This is a genomic window from Megasphaera sp. UBA4233 (assembly GCF_002395615.1).
Classification (GTDB): domain Bacteria; phylum Bacillota; class Negativicutes; order Veillonellales; family Megasphaeraceae; genus Megasphaera; species Megasphaera hexanoica.
The window spans coordinates 43,137-62,655 of record NZ_DGXL01000033.1 but is presented as its reverse complement, the minus strand read 5'-3'; the positions used below and the strand labels follow the sequence as shown (position 1 = coordinate 62,655).

20 protein-coding genes are annotated in these 19,519 nt (G+C 51.3%); all 20 read right to left on the bottom strand.

The genetic code is table 11. The features are described 5' to 3' along the window. Nucleotides 1–47: 47 nt before the first annotated feature. Nucleotides 48–803 carry a DNA repair protein RecO gene (recO, locus tag B2U90_RS11385; protein ID WP_292017829.1) on the bottom strand — a complete coding sequence of 252 codons (756 nt, stop codon included), beginning with the start codon at nucleotides 801–803 and terminating at the stop codon, nucleotides 48–50. Further along, nucleotides 787–2,130, bottom strand: a complete 1,344-nt coding sequence (locus B2U90_RS11380) for a hemolysin family protein (protein ID WP_307788684.1) — start codon at nucleotides 2,128–2,130, stop codon at nucleotides 787–789. Before B2U90_RS11380 ends, recO begins: the two co-directional genes overlap by 17 nt. 15 nt (nucleotides 2,131–2,145) lie before the next feature. Continuing rightward, nucleotides 2,146–3,042 (bottom strand): GTPase Era, encoded by an 897-nt coding sequence (gene era / locus B2U90_RS11375; protein WP_059077177.1) that lies wholly within the window; start codon nucleotides 3,040–3,042, stop codon nucleotides 2,146–2,148. A gap of 58 nt (nucleotides 3,043–3,100) precedes the next feature. Beyond that, nucleotides 3,101–3,502, bottom strand: coding sequence for a cytidine deaminase (locus B2U90_RS11370; protein ID WP_292017828.1), 402 nt, complete (start codon nucleotides 3,500–3,502; stop codon nucleotides 3,101–3,103). Continuing rightward, nucleotides 3,502–3,975 carry an rRNA maturation RNase YbeY gene (ybeY, locus tag B2U90_RS11365; RefSeq protein ID WP_059077175.1) on the bottom strand — a complete coding sequence of 158 codons (474 nt, stop codon included), beginning with the start codon at nucleotides 3,973–3,975 and terminating at the stop codon, nucleotides 3,502–3,504. The genes B2U90_RS11370 and ybeY overlap by 1 nt, the downstream gene beginning before the upstream one ends. 18 nt (nucleotides 3,976–3,993) lie before the next feature. Further along, nucleotides 3,994–4,923, bottom strand: a complete 930-nt coding sequence (locus tag B2U90_RS11360) for a PhoH family protein (RefSeq protein WP_292017864.1) — start codon at nucleotides 4,921–4,923, stop codon at nucleotides 3,994–3,996. A gap of 48 nt (nucleotides 4,924–4,971) precedes the next feature. Further along, complete coding sequence (locus B2U90_RS11355; protein ID WP_292017827.1) at nucleotides 4,972–5,925, bottom strand: TIGR01212 family radical SAM protein; 954 nt, start codon at nucleotides 5,923–5,925, stop codon at nucleotides 4,972–4,974. Continuing rightward, on the bottom strand, nucleotides 5,912–7,708 hold the full coding sequence (locus B2U90_RS11350) for a B12-binding domain-containing radical SAM protein (protein ID WP_292017826.1): 1,797 nt from the start codon (nucleotides 7,706–7,708) through the stop codon (nucleotides 5,912–5,914). Before B2U90_RS11350 ends, B2U90_RS11355 begins: the two co-directional genes overlap by 14 nt. Before the next feature lie 124 nt (nucleotides 7,709–7,832). After that, nucleotides 7,833–8,453, bottom strand: a complete 621-nt coding sequence (locus B2U90_RS11345) for an ECF transporter S component (protein ID WP_059077173.1) — start codon at nucleotides 8,451–8,453, stop codon at nucleotides 7,833–7,835. Nucleotides 8,454–8,741: 288 nt separating this feature from the next. After that, on the bottom strand, nucleotides 8,742–9,032 hold the full coding sequence (gene rpmA / locus B2U90_RS11340) for a 50S ribosomal protein L27 (protein ID WP_059077172.1): 291 nt from the start codon (nucleotides 9,030–9,032) through the stop codon (nucleotides 8,742–8,744). Between the two features lie 19 nt (nucleotides 9,033–9,051). Further along, entirely contained in the window at nucleotides 9,052–9,357 is a 306-nt protein-coding gene (locus tag B2U90_RS11335) for a ribosomal-processing cysteine protease Prp (protein ID WP_059077171.1), read from the bottom strand. Next, nucleotides 9,357–9,668 (bottom strand): 50S ribosomal protein L21, encoded by a 312-nt coding sequence (rplU, locus tag B2U90_RS11330; RefSeq protein ID WP_059077170.1) that lies wholly within the window; start codon nucleotides 9,666–9,668, stop codon nucleotides 9,357–9,359. Before rplU ends, B2U90_RS11335 begins: the two co-directional genes overlap by 1 nt. A 177-nt stretch (nucleotides 9,669–9,845) precedes the next feature. Further along, complete coding sequence (locus tag B2U90_RS11325; RefSeq protein WP_292017825.1) at nucleotides 9,846–11,309, bottom strand: 4Fe-4S binding protein; 1,464 nt, start codon at nucleotides 11,307–11,309, stop codon at nucleotides 9,846–9,848. Next, nucleotides 11,310–12,695 (bottom strand): aldo/keto reductase, encoded by a 1,386-nt coding sequence (locus B2U90_RS11320; protein WP_292017824.1) that lies wholly within the window; start codon nucleotides 12,693–12,695, stop codon nucleotides 11,310–11,312. It abuts the gene before it with no gap. A 77-nt stretch (nucleotides 12,696–12,772) separates the two neighbouring features. After that, the gene (locus B2U90_RS11315; protein WP_075582222.1) at nucleotides 12,773–13,222 is read right to left on the bottom strand and encodes a flavodoxin; all 450 of its coding nucleotides are present in this window, start codon (nucleotides 13,220–13,222) and stop codon (nucleotides 12,773–12,775) included. Nucleotides 13,223–13,308: 86 nt separating this feature from the next. Next, nucleotides 13,309–14,025, bottom strand: a complete 717-nt coding sequence (locus tag B2U90_RS11310) for a flavodoxin (protein ID WP_075582221.1) — start codon at nucleotides 14,023–14,025, stop codon at nucleotides 13,309–13,311. A gap of 57 nt (nucleotides 14,026–14,082) precedes the next feature. Continuing rightward, nucleotides 14,083–14,463 (bottom strand): MerR family transcriptional regulator, encoded by a 381-nt coding sequence (locus B2U90_RS11305; RefSeq protein ID WP_292017823.1) that lies wholly within the window; start codon nucleotides 14,461–14,463, stop codon nucleotides 14,083–14,085. 325 nt (nucleotides 14,464–14,788) lie between these two features. Beyond that, nucleotides 14,789–17,833, bottom strand: a complete 3,045-nt coding sequence (locus B2U90_RS11300) for an efflux RND transporter permease subunit (protein ID WP_292017822.1) — start codon at nucleotides 17,831–17,833, stop codon at nucleotides 14,789–14,791. Further along, nucleotides 17,830–18,921 carry an efflux RND transporter periplasmic adaptor subunit gene (locus tag B2U90_RS11295; protein ID WP_292017821.1) on the bottom strand — a complete coding sequence of 364 codons (1,092 nt, stop codon included), beginning with the start codon at nucleotides 18,919–18,921 and terminating at the stop codon, nucleotides 17,830–17,832. Before B2U90_RS11295 ends, B2U90_RS11300 begins: the two co-directional genes overlap by 4 nt. Continuing rightward, complete coding sequence (locus B2U90_RS11290; protein ID WP_075582218.1) at nucleotides 18,918–19,379, bottom strand: MarR family winged helix-turn-helix transcriptional regulator; 462 nt, start codon at nucleotides 19,377–19,379, stop codon at nucleotides 18,918–18,920. The genes B2U90_RS11295 and B2U90_RS11290 overlap by 4 nt, the downstream gene beginning before the upstream one ends. Between the last annotated feature and the right edge of the window lie 140 nt (nucleotides 19,380–19,519).

Sequence of the window (19,519 nt, the reverse complement as noted above, 5' to 3'; positions counted from 1 at the left end):
TCGTGGGGCTCGTCTTTTCTTTCATCAAACTTCAAACTCTCTCTCCCTTACACTTTCTTTCCCTCTTCTATCAGTTTACGGCATTTGAGTTGTCGGCCGCTGAGTTCTTCTACGTAGCTGTACAGCAGGTGTTCCAGGAATGCCAGTTGATTCCGGGGGAGCTGTATGGTATCTGTCTTTTGCCAGGAATAGGTTAAAAGAGTCTGCCATAGCTGACGGACGGCTGACGGCAAAGGGACGGGCTGCATGTTTTCTCTTTCATCGGACAGGTAATAGGTCTTTCTGCCATCAGTCCCTGGTCCCATATACACCTGAGCGGCCGCTGTATCGGGCATATAGCCGGCACAGGCCGTCAGCTGCCATCCGGCGATGATGGTCGCTACGCGGACGTTGCGGCTGGCAATGGCCCGGCTGTAACAGCCGATGAGCTCATATATCCGTTCATCCGGTTCGCCAGCCGGTATAATGGCCAGCACCATTTCCACAAACATCTGGGTATAGACGTAATAGTCCCAAGTCAGGGCATCGAGAATCGTACTGCGATGGCTCTCGTATTCTCCCATAAACAGGACGTGATCCCGTTCCCAGGCATCAAAGGTAATGGGAGAAAAGGCCATAAAACTGCCAAATCCCTGATTATATCCCTTTTTCCCTTTAGGCGCATAGACGTAGAGGATGCCCGATTCTTTTGTGAATATGGTCAGCTGCAGCTGCCGGGACCGGCCTTTCTGCAGGCGAAGGATGATGCCTGTATAGGCCCGGGTCTTCTGCATGGGACCGTAGGAATTAGTCCTTCTGTTCATCCGTTCCTTCCCCTTCTGTATCATCTGCCGGCGGCATAGGCACGGCCTTTATCCGGGCAATGCGGAACCCTTGTACTTCCAGCACACTGAATTTGTATGATCCGATGACGACTTCTTCACCTACGTTCGGCGTATGGCCCAGGAGATAAAAGACGTAGCCGCCGATTGTATCGGTATCGACATCTTCTTCCACCGGGATATGGAGCATTTCTTCTACATCTTCCAGGAGCACCGTGCCGTCAAATTCGTAGGCACCATTGGGAAGAGGCTGGATTTCTTCCTGTTCCGACGAATGTTCGTTCCGGATATTGCCTACCAGTTCTTCCAGAATATCTTCCAGCCCGATGAGGCCGACAGTGCTGCCGTATTCATCGACAACCGTCGCCAGATAGGTACGGCGGGCCCGCATGAGCTGCAGGAGCTGTGATGCCGGCATGATTTCCGGTACCATGAGGATAGGCCGCTTGATGAGGCGGAGATTGCTCCGTTTGTGAATATACAAATCCATGAAATCCTTAATGTGGATCAGTCCCAGGATATGGTCCTTATCTTCTGTACAGAGTGGATAGCGCGTATGGCGGGACTGACGGATGGTTTTCAGGTGCTGGTTCATCGTTTCTTCTACATAGAGGCAGACGATTTCCTGACGTGGCACCATGATTTCCTTGGCCAGACGGTCGGCAAAATCAAAGACGTTGCCAATGAGTTCGCTTTCCACCGGGTCTATTTTGCCTTCTTTATGACTGGCCGTGATGAGCATGCGGATTTCATCTTCCGAATGAGCCATATCGATTTCATTGGTCACGTCGAGATTGCGGTTTTTGAGAAGTCGCTGCCCCAGCCAGTTGCCAAAGATGATGAAGGGGTAAAACAGGCGGCTGGCAGAGTAAAGGAAATGACTGACCCGTTTCAGTCCTCCTTCGGCCCGCTGCAGGCCAATCGATTTGGGGATCAGTTCGCCAAAAACCCACAGGCAGATGCAGACCAGGAGAATGACACAGATATACAGGATACCGACGGCCCAGAGCGGTATCCATCCGTGCAGCAGGGGAAATGCCTCATACAGTACATAAAATACGACAGCTCCCGCGGCCATACCAGAAATCACCATGCCCAGCTGGGCCATGCCGAGGAAAATAGCCGGTTTTTCATACAATTTTAATAAAAACCGTGCCTTTGTATCGCCGTCACGCACCATTTCTTCAATGGATTCACGGCGCAGCTGCACGAAGGCAAATTTACCAATAACACAAAAAACGCTCAGCAGAATGGAAGGCACAAGAAGCAGCAAATACTGTGCTATGTGTCCCAGCTCTGGTTCCATCATACATCGCTCCTCTGCTTACTCATTTTTATACCCGAATTCACTCAGTGCGGACGGCTTGTTGCGCCAGTCTTTTTTGACTTTGACCCAGATATCGAGGAATACGGACGATCCCAGGACGTGTTCGATTTCCTGACGGGCCAGACGACCTACTTCCTTCAGGATAGTGCCGTTCTTTCCGATGACGATGCGCTTCTGCGAGTCCCGTTCGACGTAGACCGTGACCCGGATATAGACTTTATTATGGCCACGATTCTTCATTTCTTCTACGTACACAGCGATGGAATGTGGTACTTCGTCGCGCAGGCACTGGAATAATTTTTCCCGTACAATTTCTGCGGCCAGCAGTCGTTCCGGCTGGTCGGTAATCATGTCATCGGGGAAATATTTAGGACCTTCTGGCAGGATTTTTTTGAGTTCATCCACGACGGCATCGACATTATCCCCTGTAAGAGCGGAAATAGGGATAATCTGGGCAAAATCAAAGAGGGCATTGTATTCGGTAATTTTGTGCAGAATCTCTTCCCGGCTCATGAGGTCCGTCTTATTGATGACCAGGAAAACAGGTACTTTCGTGCCTTTGAGCTTATCCAGGACGAACAGGTCGCCGGGGCCCTTTTTTTCATTTCCCGATATGAGGAACAACACGGCATCAATATCCTGCAGGGATTGATAGGCCGCTTCATCCATGAACTCGCCCAGTTTATGGTGCGGTTTGTGGATTCCCGGCGTATCGAGGAATACAATCTGGCATTCTTCGTCTGTATGGATGCAGAGAATCCGGTTTCGCGTCGTCTGCGCTTTATCCGATACGATAGAGACTTTCTGTTTAATGATGTGATTGATCAGGGTCGATTTACCGACGTTCGGTCTGCCGACGACGGCAACAAATCCCGATTTAAATGTATCTTCCATAATTATGTTATTACCTTTCTTATATATGTATATAGAGTTAGCGGATGCCAGGCTGTGATCAGGCCATGGACGATTCATCAAAGGTCAGCGGCAGGAGCTGCTGCAGCGTGAACGTTTCATACGAATCGTCAGGTCGGGCCAGGATGATTTCAGGAATGGAAAATTCTGCCATGACCTGACGGCAGGCACCACAGGGCGCTGTGAGGTCCTTGCTGTCACCAGTGATGACCAGCGCCGCAAAACACCGACAGCCACAGGCCACGGCGTGAAAGATGGCATTCCGTTCGGCACAGATAGTGAGGCCGTACGAAGCATTTTCCACATTGCAGCCCGTATATACCGTGCCATCTTCTCCCAGCAGGGCTGCCCCTACGCGGAAATGGGAATAGGGGGCATAGGCTCGTTCCTGTACTTCCCTCGCTGACCGGATGAGGCGGGCAATCGTCATTTCATCGGTCATCAGAGTTCTTCTCCTTCGCGGACGTAGCCAAGGCGCTGGAGAATAAATTCTTCTTCTTTGCGCATTTCTGCCTTGTCATCCGGTTCCATATGGTCGTATCCCAAAATGTGGAGCATGCCATGGATTGTGAGGTATGCCAGTTCCCGTTCAAAGGAATGACCGTATTCTTCGGCCTGTTCCTGAACCTTTTCCAGTGAAATGACAATATCTCCGAGAAGCGCCGTATCGGGTCCATCATAGCCATCGGCTTCACCTTCATTAAGGGCAAAGGACAGGACATCCGTCGGACGATCGATATTGCGGTACTGTTTATTCAGCTGATGGATGTATTCATTGTGACAGAGCAATATGCTGATTTCCGCATTGGGTCCCAGTCCGTAGACCAGGGCAGCTTCATCACATACCCGTTCGATTACCTGTTCATATCCATCTTTGCGAAAAGCTTCATCTTCATAATTAATGTTGATTTTCATAATACAGAACTCCTCTCGTCATTCCTTTTTATAAAAAGACTCATAGGCGCGTATGATCCGTCCGACCATATCATGACGGACGACATCGGCATCGGTGAAATGAACCATGCCGATACCCGGTACATGAGCCAGTACCTTTTCTGCTTCGGTCAGGCCGGAAAACTTACGGTCTGCCAGATCGATCTGCGTATTGTCCCCGTTGACGACGACCCGGGAATGATTTCCCATACGGGTGAGGAACATCTTCATCTGTTCCCGCGTCGTGTTCTGGGCTTCATCGAGTATGATAAACGATTCTTCCAGCGTACGGCCGCGCATGTATGCCAGAGGGGCCACTTCAATGATATTACGGGCAATGAGCTTCTGGAACTGGTCAAAGCCGAACATGTCTGCCAGGGCGTCATACAGGGGCCGCAGATAGGGATCGATTTTTTCCTGCAGATCGCCCGGCAGAAATCCCAGTTTTTCCCCGGCTTCGACAGCCGGACGAGTGAGAATGATCCGTTCGACTTCCCGGTTTTTCAGATAAAAGGCAGCCAGGGCTACAGCCAGATAGGTCTTGCCTGTGCCGGCCGGGCCGATTCCGAATGTCACCAGATTCTTACGGATCGAATCGACGTAGCGTTTCTGTCCGGCCGTCTTCGGTTTGATCAGCCGGCCTCTGGCAGAAATGCTCACGGTGTCACTGTAAATGTCGTGAAGCAGCTCTTCCTGTCCCTGGCGGATCAGGTCGGCCGAATAGCGCACGTGCTGGGTCGTAATATATGTATTTTCCCGGTTGAGGTAACGAAGTTCAGAAAATACTTGGGCTGCCTGGCTGACATCCGGTTCCGGACCGGTCATGATGACTTCATTTCCCCGGGCAGCAATACGGCAGCTGGGAAATTCTTTCTGCAGGGTCCTGAGAAATTCGTCTTTCATCCCCAATACGGCTTTGGCTTCTGTCATATCGATAAAGGTCAGTCTTTTTTCTATAGACACGCTATAAGTCTCCTTTTAGTCTTTTGTCATGAATTTACGCACGGCTTTGCCACCGAGATAGTCACACTTTTTACCCTGCCATGTATCCTTCTGCAGGAGAGCCGCATCAATCATATCGCGGATTTTCCACCAGCCCATACCCCAGTTGGCAAATTCTGTCGCTTCTTTTGGGGCCCTGCCGATGAGACGCTGGAATACGATATCGGGACGGCTGTATTCGAGGAAGGTGACGACCCGGTCTACGTACTCTTCGACAGGGACCAGTGCGATATTTCCCTGATGATACCAGTCGGCCAGTACGGTATTTTTAATGACGTACAGGGCATGCAATTTAACTTCGTCACTGCCGAGGGCCGAAATGATTTTTGCCGTTTCCACAACATCGTCCATCGTATCCCATGGGAGATCCAGGATGACGTGGGTACAGGTACGGAACGGATACTCCCGCATCATCATCATGGCATCAATGTATTCTGCCAGCGTATGGCCGCGGTTGATTTTCTGCAGCGTCTTGTAGTTTGCCGTCTGCAGGCCGAATTCGACGAGGATATCGACACCGTATCTTTCCTTGATTTCCGCCATATAATCGAGATATACCTTGTTGATGCAGTCCGGCCGCGTAGCTACGGCGATACCGACGATATCGGGCTGACAGGCCTGGATCAGGTAATCCCGGAATGTCTCCGGTGGCAGGTAGGTATTGGTAAAATTCTGAAAATAGGCTATGAATTTCTTTGCTTTATATTTCGGCTGGATGTGGGCAATATTCTGCTCTATCTGTTCCTGAATCGTCACCGAAGCCGGCAGATTTTCATAACCGGCGCCGATGGATCCACAGTAAACGCAGCCTCTCACTCCCAGTGTACCATCCCGGTTCGGACAGGTATCGGGAATGCTGATCGGCAGTTTATATACCTTTTCTCCATATGTTGCTTTTAAATAAGAAGAGTATACGTTATATCGTTCCATGACAATCCTTTCCTGTATCTTCTGTCTCCTGCCGTCCATCCGCTGCTGCCGCCATCATCTGCCAGGATATGCCTTCATCGTCTTTGAAGGAGATGATCCAGGCGTGACCGGCTGGTGCATGGCGATAGCAGGACAGGGCTTCTTTCGTCCTGTCACACACTGGCCAGATGCGATAACGCATTTTAATATCCCGCCAGTTGGTAAACCGGTAGTTTCCTATATACGGGCGAAGCCGTTCTTCTTCGCGGAACAGCCGGTCCGTATCCTTCCGCGGCGCTTCCTGCCAGCCGAGAAAGTCTGGCAGCAGGCGGAACCGGAAGGTAATCAGCATGTCGAGGGACAACAATTCCTTTAGTACCCTATGAGCCGGTGCGGGAACACGGGCATCGTGACAGATGAAATCCCAGAGGAAGTGGCAGAGGGCTTTATCGGCCACGGCGATACGATCATTGCCGGCTTTCAGCCAGGACCGGGTCATGGCTTCATAGAGCCGGAATATATTGTCTGCATAAAACCGCTCCAGATAACGCAGGGTATAGAAAAATTTTCCTGAATTATAGGTCCGTTCGAATACATCTTCCAGCACTTTCAGGAACTGCACCTTTTCATAAGGGAGCCAGGTCGTGGCCAGTACTTCATAAGGACCGCACGGATCATAGCGGTAATCATCGGGATAGTCGCGGCGGATGCCCGATCCTTTGAGCAGCTTGAGGAAGCCAATCTGGAGTTTGTCCGGCCGCAACGCATAAATATCATTGAACGACTGCTGCAGATGGTCATAATCTTCATAAGGCAGCCCGACGATCAGATCGAGATGGAGGTGCATCGTATGGAGGGCCGTCAGCTTCTTCATGATGGCCGTAATGCGGGGCCAGTCATTGTGGCGGTGAATCGCCTTCAGCGTCGGTTCATATGTAGACTGGATGCCCATTTCCAACTGGATCCGTCCTTTCGGGGCCCGGGCCAGCAGATCCAGATCGTCATCGGTGAGGACGCCCGGTTCAATCTCGAGATGGAAATTGACCGGCTTCTGCACGTGAATCATGTATTCGATGAGGGGCCGGTGATGACGGGGATTGCAGTTGAATGTCCGGTCCACGAATTTTACCTGGTGGACCCCGGCGGCGACGAACTGCTCCAGTTCAGACAGGACCAGCGGCACGGAACGGAACCGGACCGTATCACTCATGCCGGACAAGCAGTATTGGCAGTGGAACGGGCATCCCCGTGAGCTTTCATAATAGATGATTTTATGGGCCAGCTGGCTGAAATCTTCACCTTCGTAGGGAAAAGGCAGGGTATCCAGGTCCGCTATTTCGGCAAACACTTCATTTCCCCGTATCTCCCCTGCCACACGGCCCAGGACGCCGGGAATATCCGTACCGTCGCGGCCTTCTTCCAATGCGCGCAGGAAAGCCGGTACGATGCGTTCCCCTTCTCCCTGAAGGACGTAGTCGATATCGGGATGGTCGTCGAGGACTTCCCGGGCAGTATACGATACTTCCGGTCCTCCTACGAAGATACAGACATGGGGCATGACCTGGCGGATCAGCGTGATGATGCGGCAGGTCATTTCTATATTCCAGATATAACACGAAAAGCCGATGACTTCTGCATGGAACTGGTAAATATGGCGCAAAATGTCATAGGCATTGTGATTGATCGTATATTCTGCCGTTACTACATCCGTGCGTCCGGCATGGAGGCAGGCCGTGCGCAGGCAGCGCAGGGCCAGGGATGATTGAACGTATTTAGCATTTAATGTCGTAAGAAGAGTCTTCATGAAATAGTCCTTTATCAATAGTGTATATATAAATTATACTACAAAGGCCGTCGGACGTGAAGAAAAAGCCATATAAAACAAACCAGCCCGGTAACTGGCCGGGCTGGCAGAAATGTGTCTGTGCTTATTGTACTTTCAGGCCGGAGCGATGGAGCGCCATGACAATCGGCGTAACGATGAGGCCCGAAACGATGGCTTCAGGAATGCCGTTGACGACAGTGATCCCGGCCATGATATTGAAAACGTTAGCCAGGGTAATGCCGTGTGCTTCGGCATAGGGCATGCCGACGATAGCCGTAAAGGATCCGAGGAACATGACCGTATGGCAGACCGTCGTGACAACAGCCGTTACGGCAACACGGGCAACTTCACGGATTTTCAGGTGCTTGTACAATTCATAGGCTACGACACCGATCATAATACGCGGTACGATGCAGATGAAGGCGTCTGCCACGATGCTGTACTGTACGGCAAACATCAACAGGGCACTCGGTGCCTGCAGCGTACGGATGAACGAAAACAGACCGAACATGAAACCGACAATCATACCGACGCGGCGTCCTGCGGAGATGCTGCCGATGATCGTCGGAATGTGAAGAATGGTCGCATTCATGATGATCAGGGGAATGAAGCCATATCCGGTAAGTCCCAGAAAAATGGTAATAGCCGACAGAAAACCGGCAACCGTAAGCTGCCGTACACTCATGAACTGATGCTGCCCAGGTAACGTTTTTACTTTTTCCATATGAAATTCTCCTCCGTTCTTACTCCCGCTTCCTCATGGGATATAAGTCGTAACAAAAATTTGTGTCCTCATGTCGTGGAAGCCACGGTTCAGCTCGTCGTGGATACTGACCAGCCCTTTGTTTCACGACCCTCTGGCACTTTGCATAGTTTAGCATAGAACGGACCATTTGACAATAGATTTTTTCTAAAATTAGTGAAAAAAATAACGTATAACGACAACAAAAAAGAGAGTTCTCCTCATAGATGACCTATAAGGAAAAACTCTCTTTTATACGAGCCTGTATGATTATGCTTCGGCTTCAACCGGGTAAACGCTGACTTTCCGGTTGTATTTGCCAGCACGTTCAAAAGCAACTTTACCAGCAGCCGTAGCAAATAACGTATCATCTTTGCCGATGCCTACGTTCGTGCCCGGATGGAAGTGAGTGCCGCGCTGGCGAACGATGATGTTGCCGGCTTTAACGATAACGCCGTCGTGGCATTTGACACCAAGGCGTTTGGATTCGCTGTCACGGCCGTTACGTGTACTACCTACCCCTTTTTTATGGGCAAACAGCTGTAAATCAAATTTGAACATTACGTTCACCTCCTGACTTCTATGAGTCGAATACGACGTATTGTCCATACTGTCGTACAATTTCCTCTAAACCAAGAACCATTGTTTCCAGGATGACCTGCGTCGTTTCGTTCCGTTCAGCAAGACGTATGGAAAAATACCCTTCCCGCTGTTCGTACGCCGGTTTCTTCCCGTAATGACACAGCCCCAGAAAGGCTGTCTGGGCCAGTACGGACACGGCCGCACAGACGAGATCGTATCCCGCATCTACCGATCCGGCATGACCGGAAATACGGAAACCACTGTAACGCTGTTGTTCATCCCGTTGTAATGCAATGGTAATCATTAGCCTTCAATCTTTTCAATGACGACTTTCGTGTAAGGCTGACGATGGCCCTGACGACGACGATAGTCGGATTTAGCTTTGTATTTGAAAACGAGGACTTTCTTTTCTTTGCCCTGTTCCAATACTTTAGCTGTAACTTTGGCACCTTCGACAACAGGAGAACCTACTTTGACATCTCCGTCGTTGACGACAGCCAGTACCTGGTCGAATACGACTTCGGAATCCACATCGCTGGCGAGTTTTTCAACAAAAATGTTGTCCCCTTCCTGAACGCGATACTGTTTTCCACCGGTTTTGATAATAGCGTACATAGTGACACCTCCTCATCAATATACTCGCTGAATACGGCGCCTTGCGGACTTGTATGCCTCTTCATGCGGCTTATCTGTCTAGCCACTTGTGCATGCTACGACTTTTATATTGTAAGCGATTCTCCGGCCCTTGTCAAGGAAATTTCAGGAATAATCAAACAGTATGGACAGCACAAATCAGGACCGCATGGGGCTGACCGATATGGCAGCTGGATGGGCAGGACAGTGGTATTCACAGGAGCCGCAGCCGATGCAGCGTGCCCCATCGACCTTGGGATAACTGCGGCCGTCGCGGTTTTCTACCATAGTGATGGCCTGTACCGGACAATGGCGGGCACAATTTCCACAGATGATGCCCTCACGGGCAATGAGGCAGTGAAACTGGGCATAGCGGGCAATGCCGATTTTCGTCTGCTGTTTCACATCCAACTGTAAAGGACGGATGGCCCCGGCCGGACAGACCTGGGAACAGAAATTGCAGTTATACACGCAGTAGCCGCGGGTAAAGTCCATATGAGGCTGACCCATCTGCATGATTCCGTTTTCGAGGACAGCCGGCGTCAGCACCTTGCTGGGACAGCGGCTGACACAGAGATGACAGGCCGTACAGTGCTGGGAAAAATCAGTCAGTGACAGGGCTCCCGGCGGCAAAACCGCTTTCTTCCCCTTTCCCGTTCCCAGCAGACCTGGAATCAGCGGCTGGCTGCGTGCAAGGCCCGCGGCCAGCGTTCCGGCAGCGACAGCTGTCGTAATCAGCATATCCCGGCGGCTGATGCCTTCTGTCTCCGGCATTTCCGGCGCTTCTTTCTCCTCAGTCCACTCTACAGCACTTTGTTTCCTGCCACGGCGGGACATGGACAGTGCTCCTTTGGGACAAATGGAGATGCAGTCAAAGCAATCGACACAGCGGCTGGAATCTACGATTCCATGAGCCACATCAATACAGGACGAGCGGCAAATCTTTTCACATTGCCCGCACCGGACACAGCGGCTGCGGTCAATGATGGGACGGAACAGGCTGAAACGGCTGATCGTTCCCAGCAAGGTTCCTACAGGGCACAAGGTGTTGCAATACCAGCGGCCATACCGCCAGGAAAAGATGGACAGGACGAGAAAATACACCCCGGCCATAACGACAGCCGGGCCTGCCAGAGGCAGGATATCCACTTTCGATATAATCGGAAGCCAGACCAATGAAAGACCTGCCAGGCCATTCCACACATACGATGCCGGGACGGCCAGTATATCTGTGACGATACGGCCAAAAATACTGTAGGGATCGACGAGAACGGGAACCAGCGATATGCCCATCAGCAGGGATAAGGCCACTGCGGCCAGTATACCATAGCGGACCCATCGCTGTTCTTTATGAAAAGTAAATTTCCGGCGATTTTTTTTACGCCGCTTTGCCAGCCAGTATATGGCGTCCTGACTGATTCCCAGGGGACAGAGCACACTGCAGTACAGCCGGCCACAGAAAAATGTGACGAGAAGAATGACAGCAATGGCAAGGACATTAGAAGCCAGCAGGGCCGGCAGGAACTGCCACCGGGTAAGGAACGGCGTCACTACTCCACCAAAAGACAGCAAGACGGCCGCCATCGTAAGCCACGACAGGAATATGCGTCCTTTCTGTATCATCTATATCACGACCTTTCCCGTGTCCCGGCTGAACTGCTGCACCATATCATCAATAGCGCGAATATTTTTGGAAATGGGAATATGCTGGGGGCACCGTGGCAGGCAGGTCTTGCAGGCCGTACACTGGGATGCCCGCTGAGTCCGTTCCAGATTATTTTGATACCGCGTCAGGAACTGCCGTTTTTTCGCATCATCCGCTCTGTCCGGATGGGCCATATCGATACCGGCCGGTTCACCAAAGCGGTTATACAGTTGAAACACCGTAGCTATATCGACGCCGTAAGGACAGGGATCACAATACCGGCAGTACGTACAGGGAATGGCCATACTGTCCGCGTTCTTTCCCATAGACCTCTGAATGGCCCGTTCTTCTGCTGGCGATAAGGGGCTAAAATCGCTCATGGTCCGGACATTATCCAGGACCTGTTCCAGATTACTCATCCCCGAATTCATCGTAATGACCCCGTCTTTCGATCCTACCCAGCGCAGTGCCCACGACGCCAGGCTGGCGTCAGGATGCAATTCTTTCAAAATTGCCGCTGAAGAAGCTGGCAGATCAGCCAGATTACCTCCTTTGACCGGTTCCATGACGAAAATGGGGACGTTCTTTTCCCGGCACTCGCGGTATAAATCGCCGGCCTGACGACTGCCCGACGGCGCTTCTCCCAGATCATTCCAGTCGGCATAGTTGAGCTGGATCATACAGAAATCCCACGGATACAGGTCCATGAGATACTGGAAGAAAGGCACGTCGCCATGAAAGGAAAATCCCAGACAGCGGATGCGGCCCCGGGATTTCTCCTGACGAAGATACTCGAGGATTCCGTTCTGGATATACAGCCGCTCGAATTCGTCCCGGCTGGTGAGAGAATGGAGCATGTAATTGTCAAAATATGTGACCTGGCAACGGTCGAGCTGCGTTTGGAAAATCTCCTTTGCCTGATTGAGGCTCTCCAGAATCGGCGTCGGCATTTTATCGGCAAGGAACACACTGTCACGGGGATATTTTTTTAGGGCCTGGCCGATAAAGCCTTCCGATTGCCCGTCATGATAAAACCAGGCCGTATCGAAATAATTGATGCCGTGGCGGTAGGCGAAATCAATCATCTTTTCGCCCAATTCCGTATCAATGACCCGGCCCTGAGCAGAGAATTTCGTCGGCAGGCGCATACACCCAAATCCCAACAGAGACAGGTCTTTCCCCAGTGGGGCATAATACCTGGTCGCAACCCTGCCCATATCCTGCCCTGCATCAGCTGCAGCTTTATCGGCATCGAGAAAGGCCATGATTTCATGACGTTTCCACACGGCCCCGCCAGCAGCCATACCGGCCAATCCCCCACCGAGAATTTTCAAAAACGTGCGCCGGCTCACTTCCTTACTCACGATACCACCTTCTTCTTCGTTCTTTGTACGTCCGCCTGACTTATTCTGTATGAGGTCTTACTGATTTCATGAACAGATTAAATAATATCGCTTTTTACACTGTGGTTCAATAATTTTCCTGCTTTAATATCCAGCGCAGGATATTGTTTTTGCAACGTCTTAACGGCTGTCTGCAAGCCACTGCCACCTGATGTAGCAAAGACTACAATTTCTTTATTGCTCAGATCATTGCTTTCTACAAATGTGTTGATGATTTTAGGTGCGATACCCCACCAAATGGGGAAGCCCAGATAAATCCGGTCGTATCCTGCCAAATTCATGTTCCCATGTTCCAATGCCGGCCGGACTGCATCATCGAGATTTTCCTGATAACTGCGGCTCTTCTGATTAGTCCAATCTAAGTCAGCCAACGAGTACCGTTGTGCCGGTACGATAGCCTGTATATCCGATCCAGTCACAGCAGCCAGTTCCCTGGCCCGTTTTTCCGTAATGCCACTGGCTGAAAAATAAATGACTATTTTTTTCATGTTATTACCTCCATCATTTAAACGTCTTATATTCTTTAATCATGAAATCTCAGGAAACTGCCCGTATTCCAAATCCCGGTGAACCATCACAGTAGGCCTGCCTGCACCAACCAGGAATCGATGACGCCGTAATCCGTATCTTTATCCAGGGTCAGTCCTTTGAAAATCCGCGCGCCCGGTGCTGCCGCTGCCAATGCAGGCAGTGTCACTTCAAAGGGGCTGCTGTAAGAGCACATATAGGGAACGATGAGCTTTCCTTCCAGATTCTGTCCTTCCAGGAATGACGGGATAATCATAGGAGCCGTGAACCACCAGCAGGGATAGCCCAGGACGATGACGTCATACTGGGAAAAATCCGGCCGTTCCCCTGCCAGCTGGGGCCGGGCGTTGTCATCGACTTCTTTTACCGATTCCTTTAAGACTGTCGAGTAATCACGGGAATAATCGGGATTCCGCTTGATTTCATATATGTCGCCGCCGATTTTATCATGAATCATATGGGCCACTTCCCCGGACCGGCCGCCCCAGGTAAAATAAGCGATGAGGATGCGCTGACCTTTGTGACTTCCCTTTGGTTCTTCCTGGATGGTCTTGATAGATGCCGCTTCCTGCTTATGCTTTGTTTCCAGCTCATCCTTGATGTCTTCCGACATAGGTTTGCCCGTCTGATTCGGTACGTAGACCCCTGTCGATGCCGATGGGGTATCCTGCACTGCCTGGGTATTTTCTGTATTTCCGCAGGCCGTAAGAGTACAAAGAGCCATTCCCATGCATATTATCTTTAAGATAGATGTAAGTTTCATACGGTATTCCCTCTCTTTAAAATATCATATTCACGCGTACGGTGACACGCCCCGGGCCTATTCCGGCACTGTCTGGGAACCGGCCGTCATGCAGGTCTGATGCCGGGTATACAACAATTGGTTGATTTTCTTCAGAGACTGCTGCAGCTCAACCATCTTCCGAAGCAATGTTTTCTGCGTCGCCAGTAATAATATATGCTGCTGTTCTTTTCCTTCTTTTCCCCCCTGCATCAACTCCAGATAGTTCCGGATATCGTTCAGAGAAAGTCCGCTGGCTTTTAAATACACAATCTTCTGAACTTCTTCAATTTCCACCTCGCCATATACCCGGTGTCCACCGGCATCACGGGGAACGTGAGCCAGCAGCCCGATTTTTTCATAATACCTCAGGGTATCTTCTGAAAGATGTACCCGTTTGGCCATTTCCCGTATAAACATATAATCCTCTCATTTCTACACTAATACACCGTATCATAGAGTCAATACAGCCATCACAGTAAGATTGCACACAGCGATAATAGTTCTTTTTCATAAGGCAATACTTCTTTTCTGGCTGACTCCTGATTAGTTTCATTTCCTGCTTGTATTATATGGTCCCGGTTGTGACATGTAAAATGCTTATTATCACAAGTTAAGGAATGCTCAAAAAGCATAGCAAAAGCAATAAGGTAACAAAAAACAGAGACCGTAGCAAAATAGCTCTAAAAGCTCGTTTTGTCACAGTCTCTGTTTTAACTTAGATTAACTAACTATATTGAAGTGATTACGACGTACGTTTCACCTTAAACCAAGCAGCGTACATAGTCGGAAGGACCAGGAGTGTCAGGACTGTCGCTACGAACAATCCACTGGCGATGGCGACAGCCAGCGGCCCCCAGAAGACGCTGCGCATGAGAGGAATCATCCCCAGAATGGCCGCTGCCGCTGTCAACATGATAGGACGGAAACGCATGACTGCTGAGTCGATGACGGCATGCCACGGGTCTTCTCCGGCTGCCATGTGCTTCTGGATCTGATCGAGGAGGATGATGGAGTTACGGATGATCATCCCGCCCAGCGCCAGGATTCCCAGATAGGCCACGAATCCCAGAGACTTGCCAAAGAGAAGCATCCCCAGGGATACGCCAATGAGTCCCATAGGCGCCGTGACCAGTGCCAGTACCATCAGCGACGGGCTGCGGAGCTGGAACATGAGCAGGGTCATGATGATGATAATCATGACCGGCACGGGAACGAGCAGATAGTTCAGTGATTTCTGGCTGTTTTCCAGCGCCCCGTCTACTTCAACGGTATATCCAAAAGGCATGCTTTCCCGGATATCGGCAATGGAATCATAGGCCTTCTGCGTTGCGTCGTTGGCCGTTCCCGACTTGATACCGCCATTGATGGTAATGGTCGGCTTTAGATCCCGGCGCCAGATGAGTCCGTCTTCCCCTTCATAGGAAATCCGGGCAATCTGTTCCAGTGGCACGTAACCGGCCTGGCCAACGTAGACAGGCAGGCTCTTGATCTTGGAAAGGTCATTGCGGTCGCTGTCCTGAAGGCGGAGCTGGATGCCGATGGTCTTATCGCCGGCATAATACTGCGCCACTGTAGCGCCGGACAATTCGGTGTACAGGGTCTGGGCAATATTCTGACCGGAAATTCCCATGGCCCGCAGTTTATTCTGGTCCAGTTCGACGTGCATGACCTTGTTTTTCTGATTCCAGTTGAGGAATACGTTTTCCGTATTGGGATCTTTGGCTATGCGGTCGGCAATCTGCTGGGCATAAGCTTTGACCTTATCCGTATCATAACCGGATACACGCAGCATGATGGGATAATCCGACGGCGGACCGAGAGGCACGTTCTTGACATTGCAGCGGACATTGGGGAACTGGTCCGCCATTTCCTGTTTGATTTCCTTCGTCAGTTTTTCCCTCGTGTCCGTGTCTTTGGCGACGACGACAAACTGGGCGTAGTTATTGGCCGGCAGGACCGGTTCAATGGTCAGGACAAACCGCGGTGCCCCTTCGCCGACATAGTAGGAATAATCCTTCAGCTGGGACTGCTGCGTGTCGAGATACTGGGCAAAACGGGCTGCCTCATTCTGGGTAGCCTGCATGGAAGCCCCTTCAGGGAGGGTCATTTCCACAATCAGTTCGGGGCGCAGGGACGGCGGGAAAAATTCCTGGGGAATGAGTTTCATGAGTCCCAGCGACAGGACGAACATAGCCGCCGTACCGCCGATGACGACCGCACGGTGTGTCAGGCACCAGGTCAGGACCTTGCGGAAGAACACGTAGAAGCGGCTCTGATACAATGGCTCTGGTTTTTCATCTTTGCTGACTTTCGGCTTGATCAGATAATAGCCAAAAAGAGGCGCTACCATGACCGATACAATCCACGACAGGACCAGCGATGCCGTGATGACGGGGAACAGGTCCTTACAAAATTCCGAGGCGGCCCCGTCGGCAAAGGCGACGGGAATAAACCCGGCGCAAGTAATGAGCGTGCCCGTCAGCATGGGCTTGGCCGTCGCTTTGAAAGCATAGCAGGCCGCATCGACGCGGTTCATTCCCTTTTCCAACTGGACGGTCATCATTTCAACAGCAATGATGGCATCATCGACGAGAAGGCCCAGGGCGATGATGAGCGATCCCAGGGACACTTTATGCAGGTCAATGCCAAAGATTTCCATTACACAGAACACACCCGTAAGTACCAGGGGGATGCAGAATGCGACGACCAGTCCCGTGCGAAGACCCAGACTGAGGAAGCTGACGATGAGGACGATGATGATGGCTTCCCGCAGGGTATTGATAAAGTCACTGATTGATTCCTTGACTACCTGCGGCTGATCCGATACCTGGTGGATTTCCATGCCTGCCGGCAGGTCCGGCTTGACGCTCTGCTGCAATTTTTTCAGATTTTCACCGAGCTTCAGATTGTTGCCGCCGCTCTTCATGGACAGGGCAATGCCGACGGCCGGTTTGCCATTGTAAAACATCTTGGGATCCGACGGCTGGGTATATCTCCGTTCTACCGTCGCAATATCGCCGAGGCGGAATACACGGCCATTGGCATTGATAGGCAGATTGCGGATGGCTTCCACATCTTCAAAGACGCCGGACAGGCGGAGGTACACATTGTCCGATTTCGTATCCACCATGCCGGCGGGCGTCATGGCGTTCTGTCCCTTGACGGCATCGGCAATAGCCGTCGGCGCAATGCCCAGTTCAGCCAGCTTGGAATTGGCCACTTCGATGTAAACCTTTTCCGATTGTTCTCCTACGAGTTCCACCTTGCTGACATCATCGACAGACATCATCATGCGGCGGATCTTTTCAGCCTTCTGGCGCAATTCCTCATAGGAATAGCCGTCGCCAGTGATGGCATAGATAGACCCGTAGACATCGTCGAAGCGGTCATTGTAATAGGGACCATACACACCATCGGGCAGGTCTTTTTTCATATCTTCCGTCAGGTTACGCACTTCATGCCAGGTACTGCGGATACTGTCCCGTGGCGCCTTATCGTCGAGGTACACGTAAATAACCGACTGACCGGGACGAGAATAACTTTTGATATAGTCGAGGTTTGGCGTATCCTGCAGTTTCTTTTCGATTTTATCGGTTACCTGTTCCTGCATCTGCTCTGCCGTTGCGCCGGGCCAGGCTACGGAAACGACCATGGTCCGTACCGTATAAGTCGGATCTTCCATGCGGCCCAGTTTCATGTAGGAAAATATGCCGGCAATGGCGATGAGGATGATAAAGTACCAGACGAGGACCCGGTTGTGGATAGAGACTTCCGATAAATTTCTCATTCATCTTCCCCCTCTACCCGTACGGTTTCACCGGCACTGAGCATGTGGACGCCGGCTGTCACGACTTTATCGCCACGGGTAAGGCCGGTAACCTGTACCGTATTGTCGCCAAAGTCCGTGACCGTTACATCTTTAAGGGACAGCGTATGATCACTTCCGACAACCCATACCTTTGGTGTATCCCCGGTCTGATAAATAGCCGAAATCGGCAGAGTAAAAGCGTCACCGGCAGATGCTTCTTCACTGCCGTTGGCCACCGTCGCCGTCATGCCGAGCTGCATTCCTTCCGGCGGATCGGGCAGGGAAATATCGACTTCATAGGTCCGCGATGCCGCATCTGCCATAGGCGATACTTCCCGTACGACGCCTTGTACATGCTGGCCCTGCAAGGCCCAGAAGGACACGGATACGGTCCGGCCAACGGGAAAATCGGCCAGCTTGTTTTCCGGCACGTTAACTTTGACTTCCAAATCCCCAGAGTGGACCAGGGTGACGACGGTCTGACCGGCTGCTACGACCTGTCCGACTTCTGCAGAGACAGATGAAATGACGCCGTCGGCATCGGCGGTGAGCTGCGTGTAGGACAACTGGTTTTCCTGGGCCTGCCGGGCTGCCAGGGCCTGATTATACTGGGCGGCAGCCTGGTCATACGCCGTCTGGTACTGATCGAGTACGGAGGCACTGATGGCATCGACCTGGTACAGCTGCTGATAACGGGCCAGATTCGACTGGGCCAACTGCAGCTGGGCGGCCGCGGCGTCTACCTGGGCCTGTGTCTGATTGACGGCCTGGGCAATATCCCTGGGATTGACCGTCATGAGGACATCGCCGGCATGAACCTGGGAACCGAGCTGCACGTTCCGCGCCGTAATCCTGCCGCCTGCCTGGAAAGACAGGTTGCTCTGATACCGGCCTTTGACCGTACCGGAATAAGTTCCGGCCGTACTGCCAGCCGTATCACTGCCGGCGCGGATGACCTTGACCAGCTGGGCCTGTTCTGGTTGTTCCGTCTTCTGGCCGCATCCCGACAGGGCCAGTGCCAGCACGACCAGCAGGGCCAGTGCCGTATACGTTCCATTTTTCTTCATAATTTTATCTCCTTTACCGGGCCAAGTGCCGGGATATCGGCATGTGCCGCATTTTCCGCAACGGCATGCATAATATCCAGGGCCTTGTCCAACGCATGTTCATCAATACCCTGCACCAGCGCTTCTACCCATTTTTTCAAGATATTTTCCATCGTTCCCTGTAAGGACCAGGCTTTTTCTGTGAGATAAATATATTTAACCCGCCGGTCCTGCTCACTCTGTCTCCGGAAGAGGAACCCCTTCTCTTCCAATGTCTTGACGCAGCGGGCGACCAGTGCCTTATCCGCTTTGATAGCTTTGCCTAATTCATTCTGCTGACATTCACTGCGTGTATATAGACTCATGAGGATGATGTACTCGGAATAGGACAGATTCCAGGGTTTACAGATTTCCGTCACATAGGCCTGGGAACGCCGGTTTATGATGCCAAAATCATGACTGGCTTTAAGATAATCCATACAGCACGACTTCCTTTCTTTTAGTTGATTTAATCAACTAATCGCCTATAGTATAGCAAATTAAAGGTACAAGTGCAATATACATCGTCTGTTCCTCACAAAAAAACTGCCAGCCAGATTCTTATCTTCTGACTGACAGT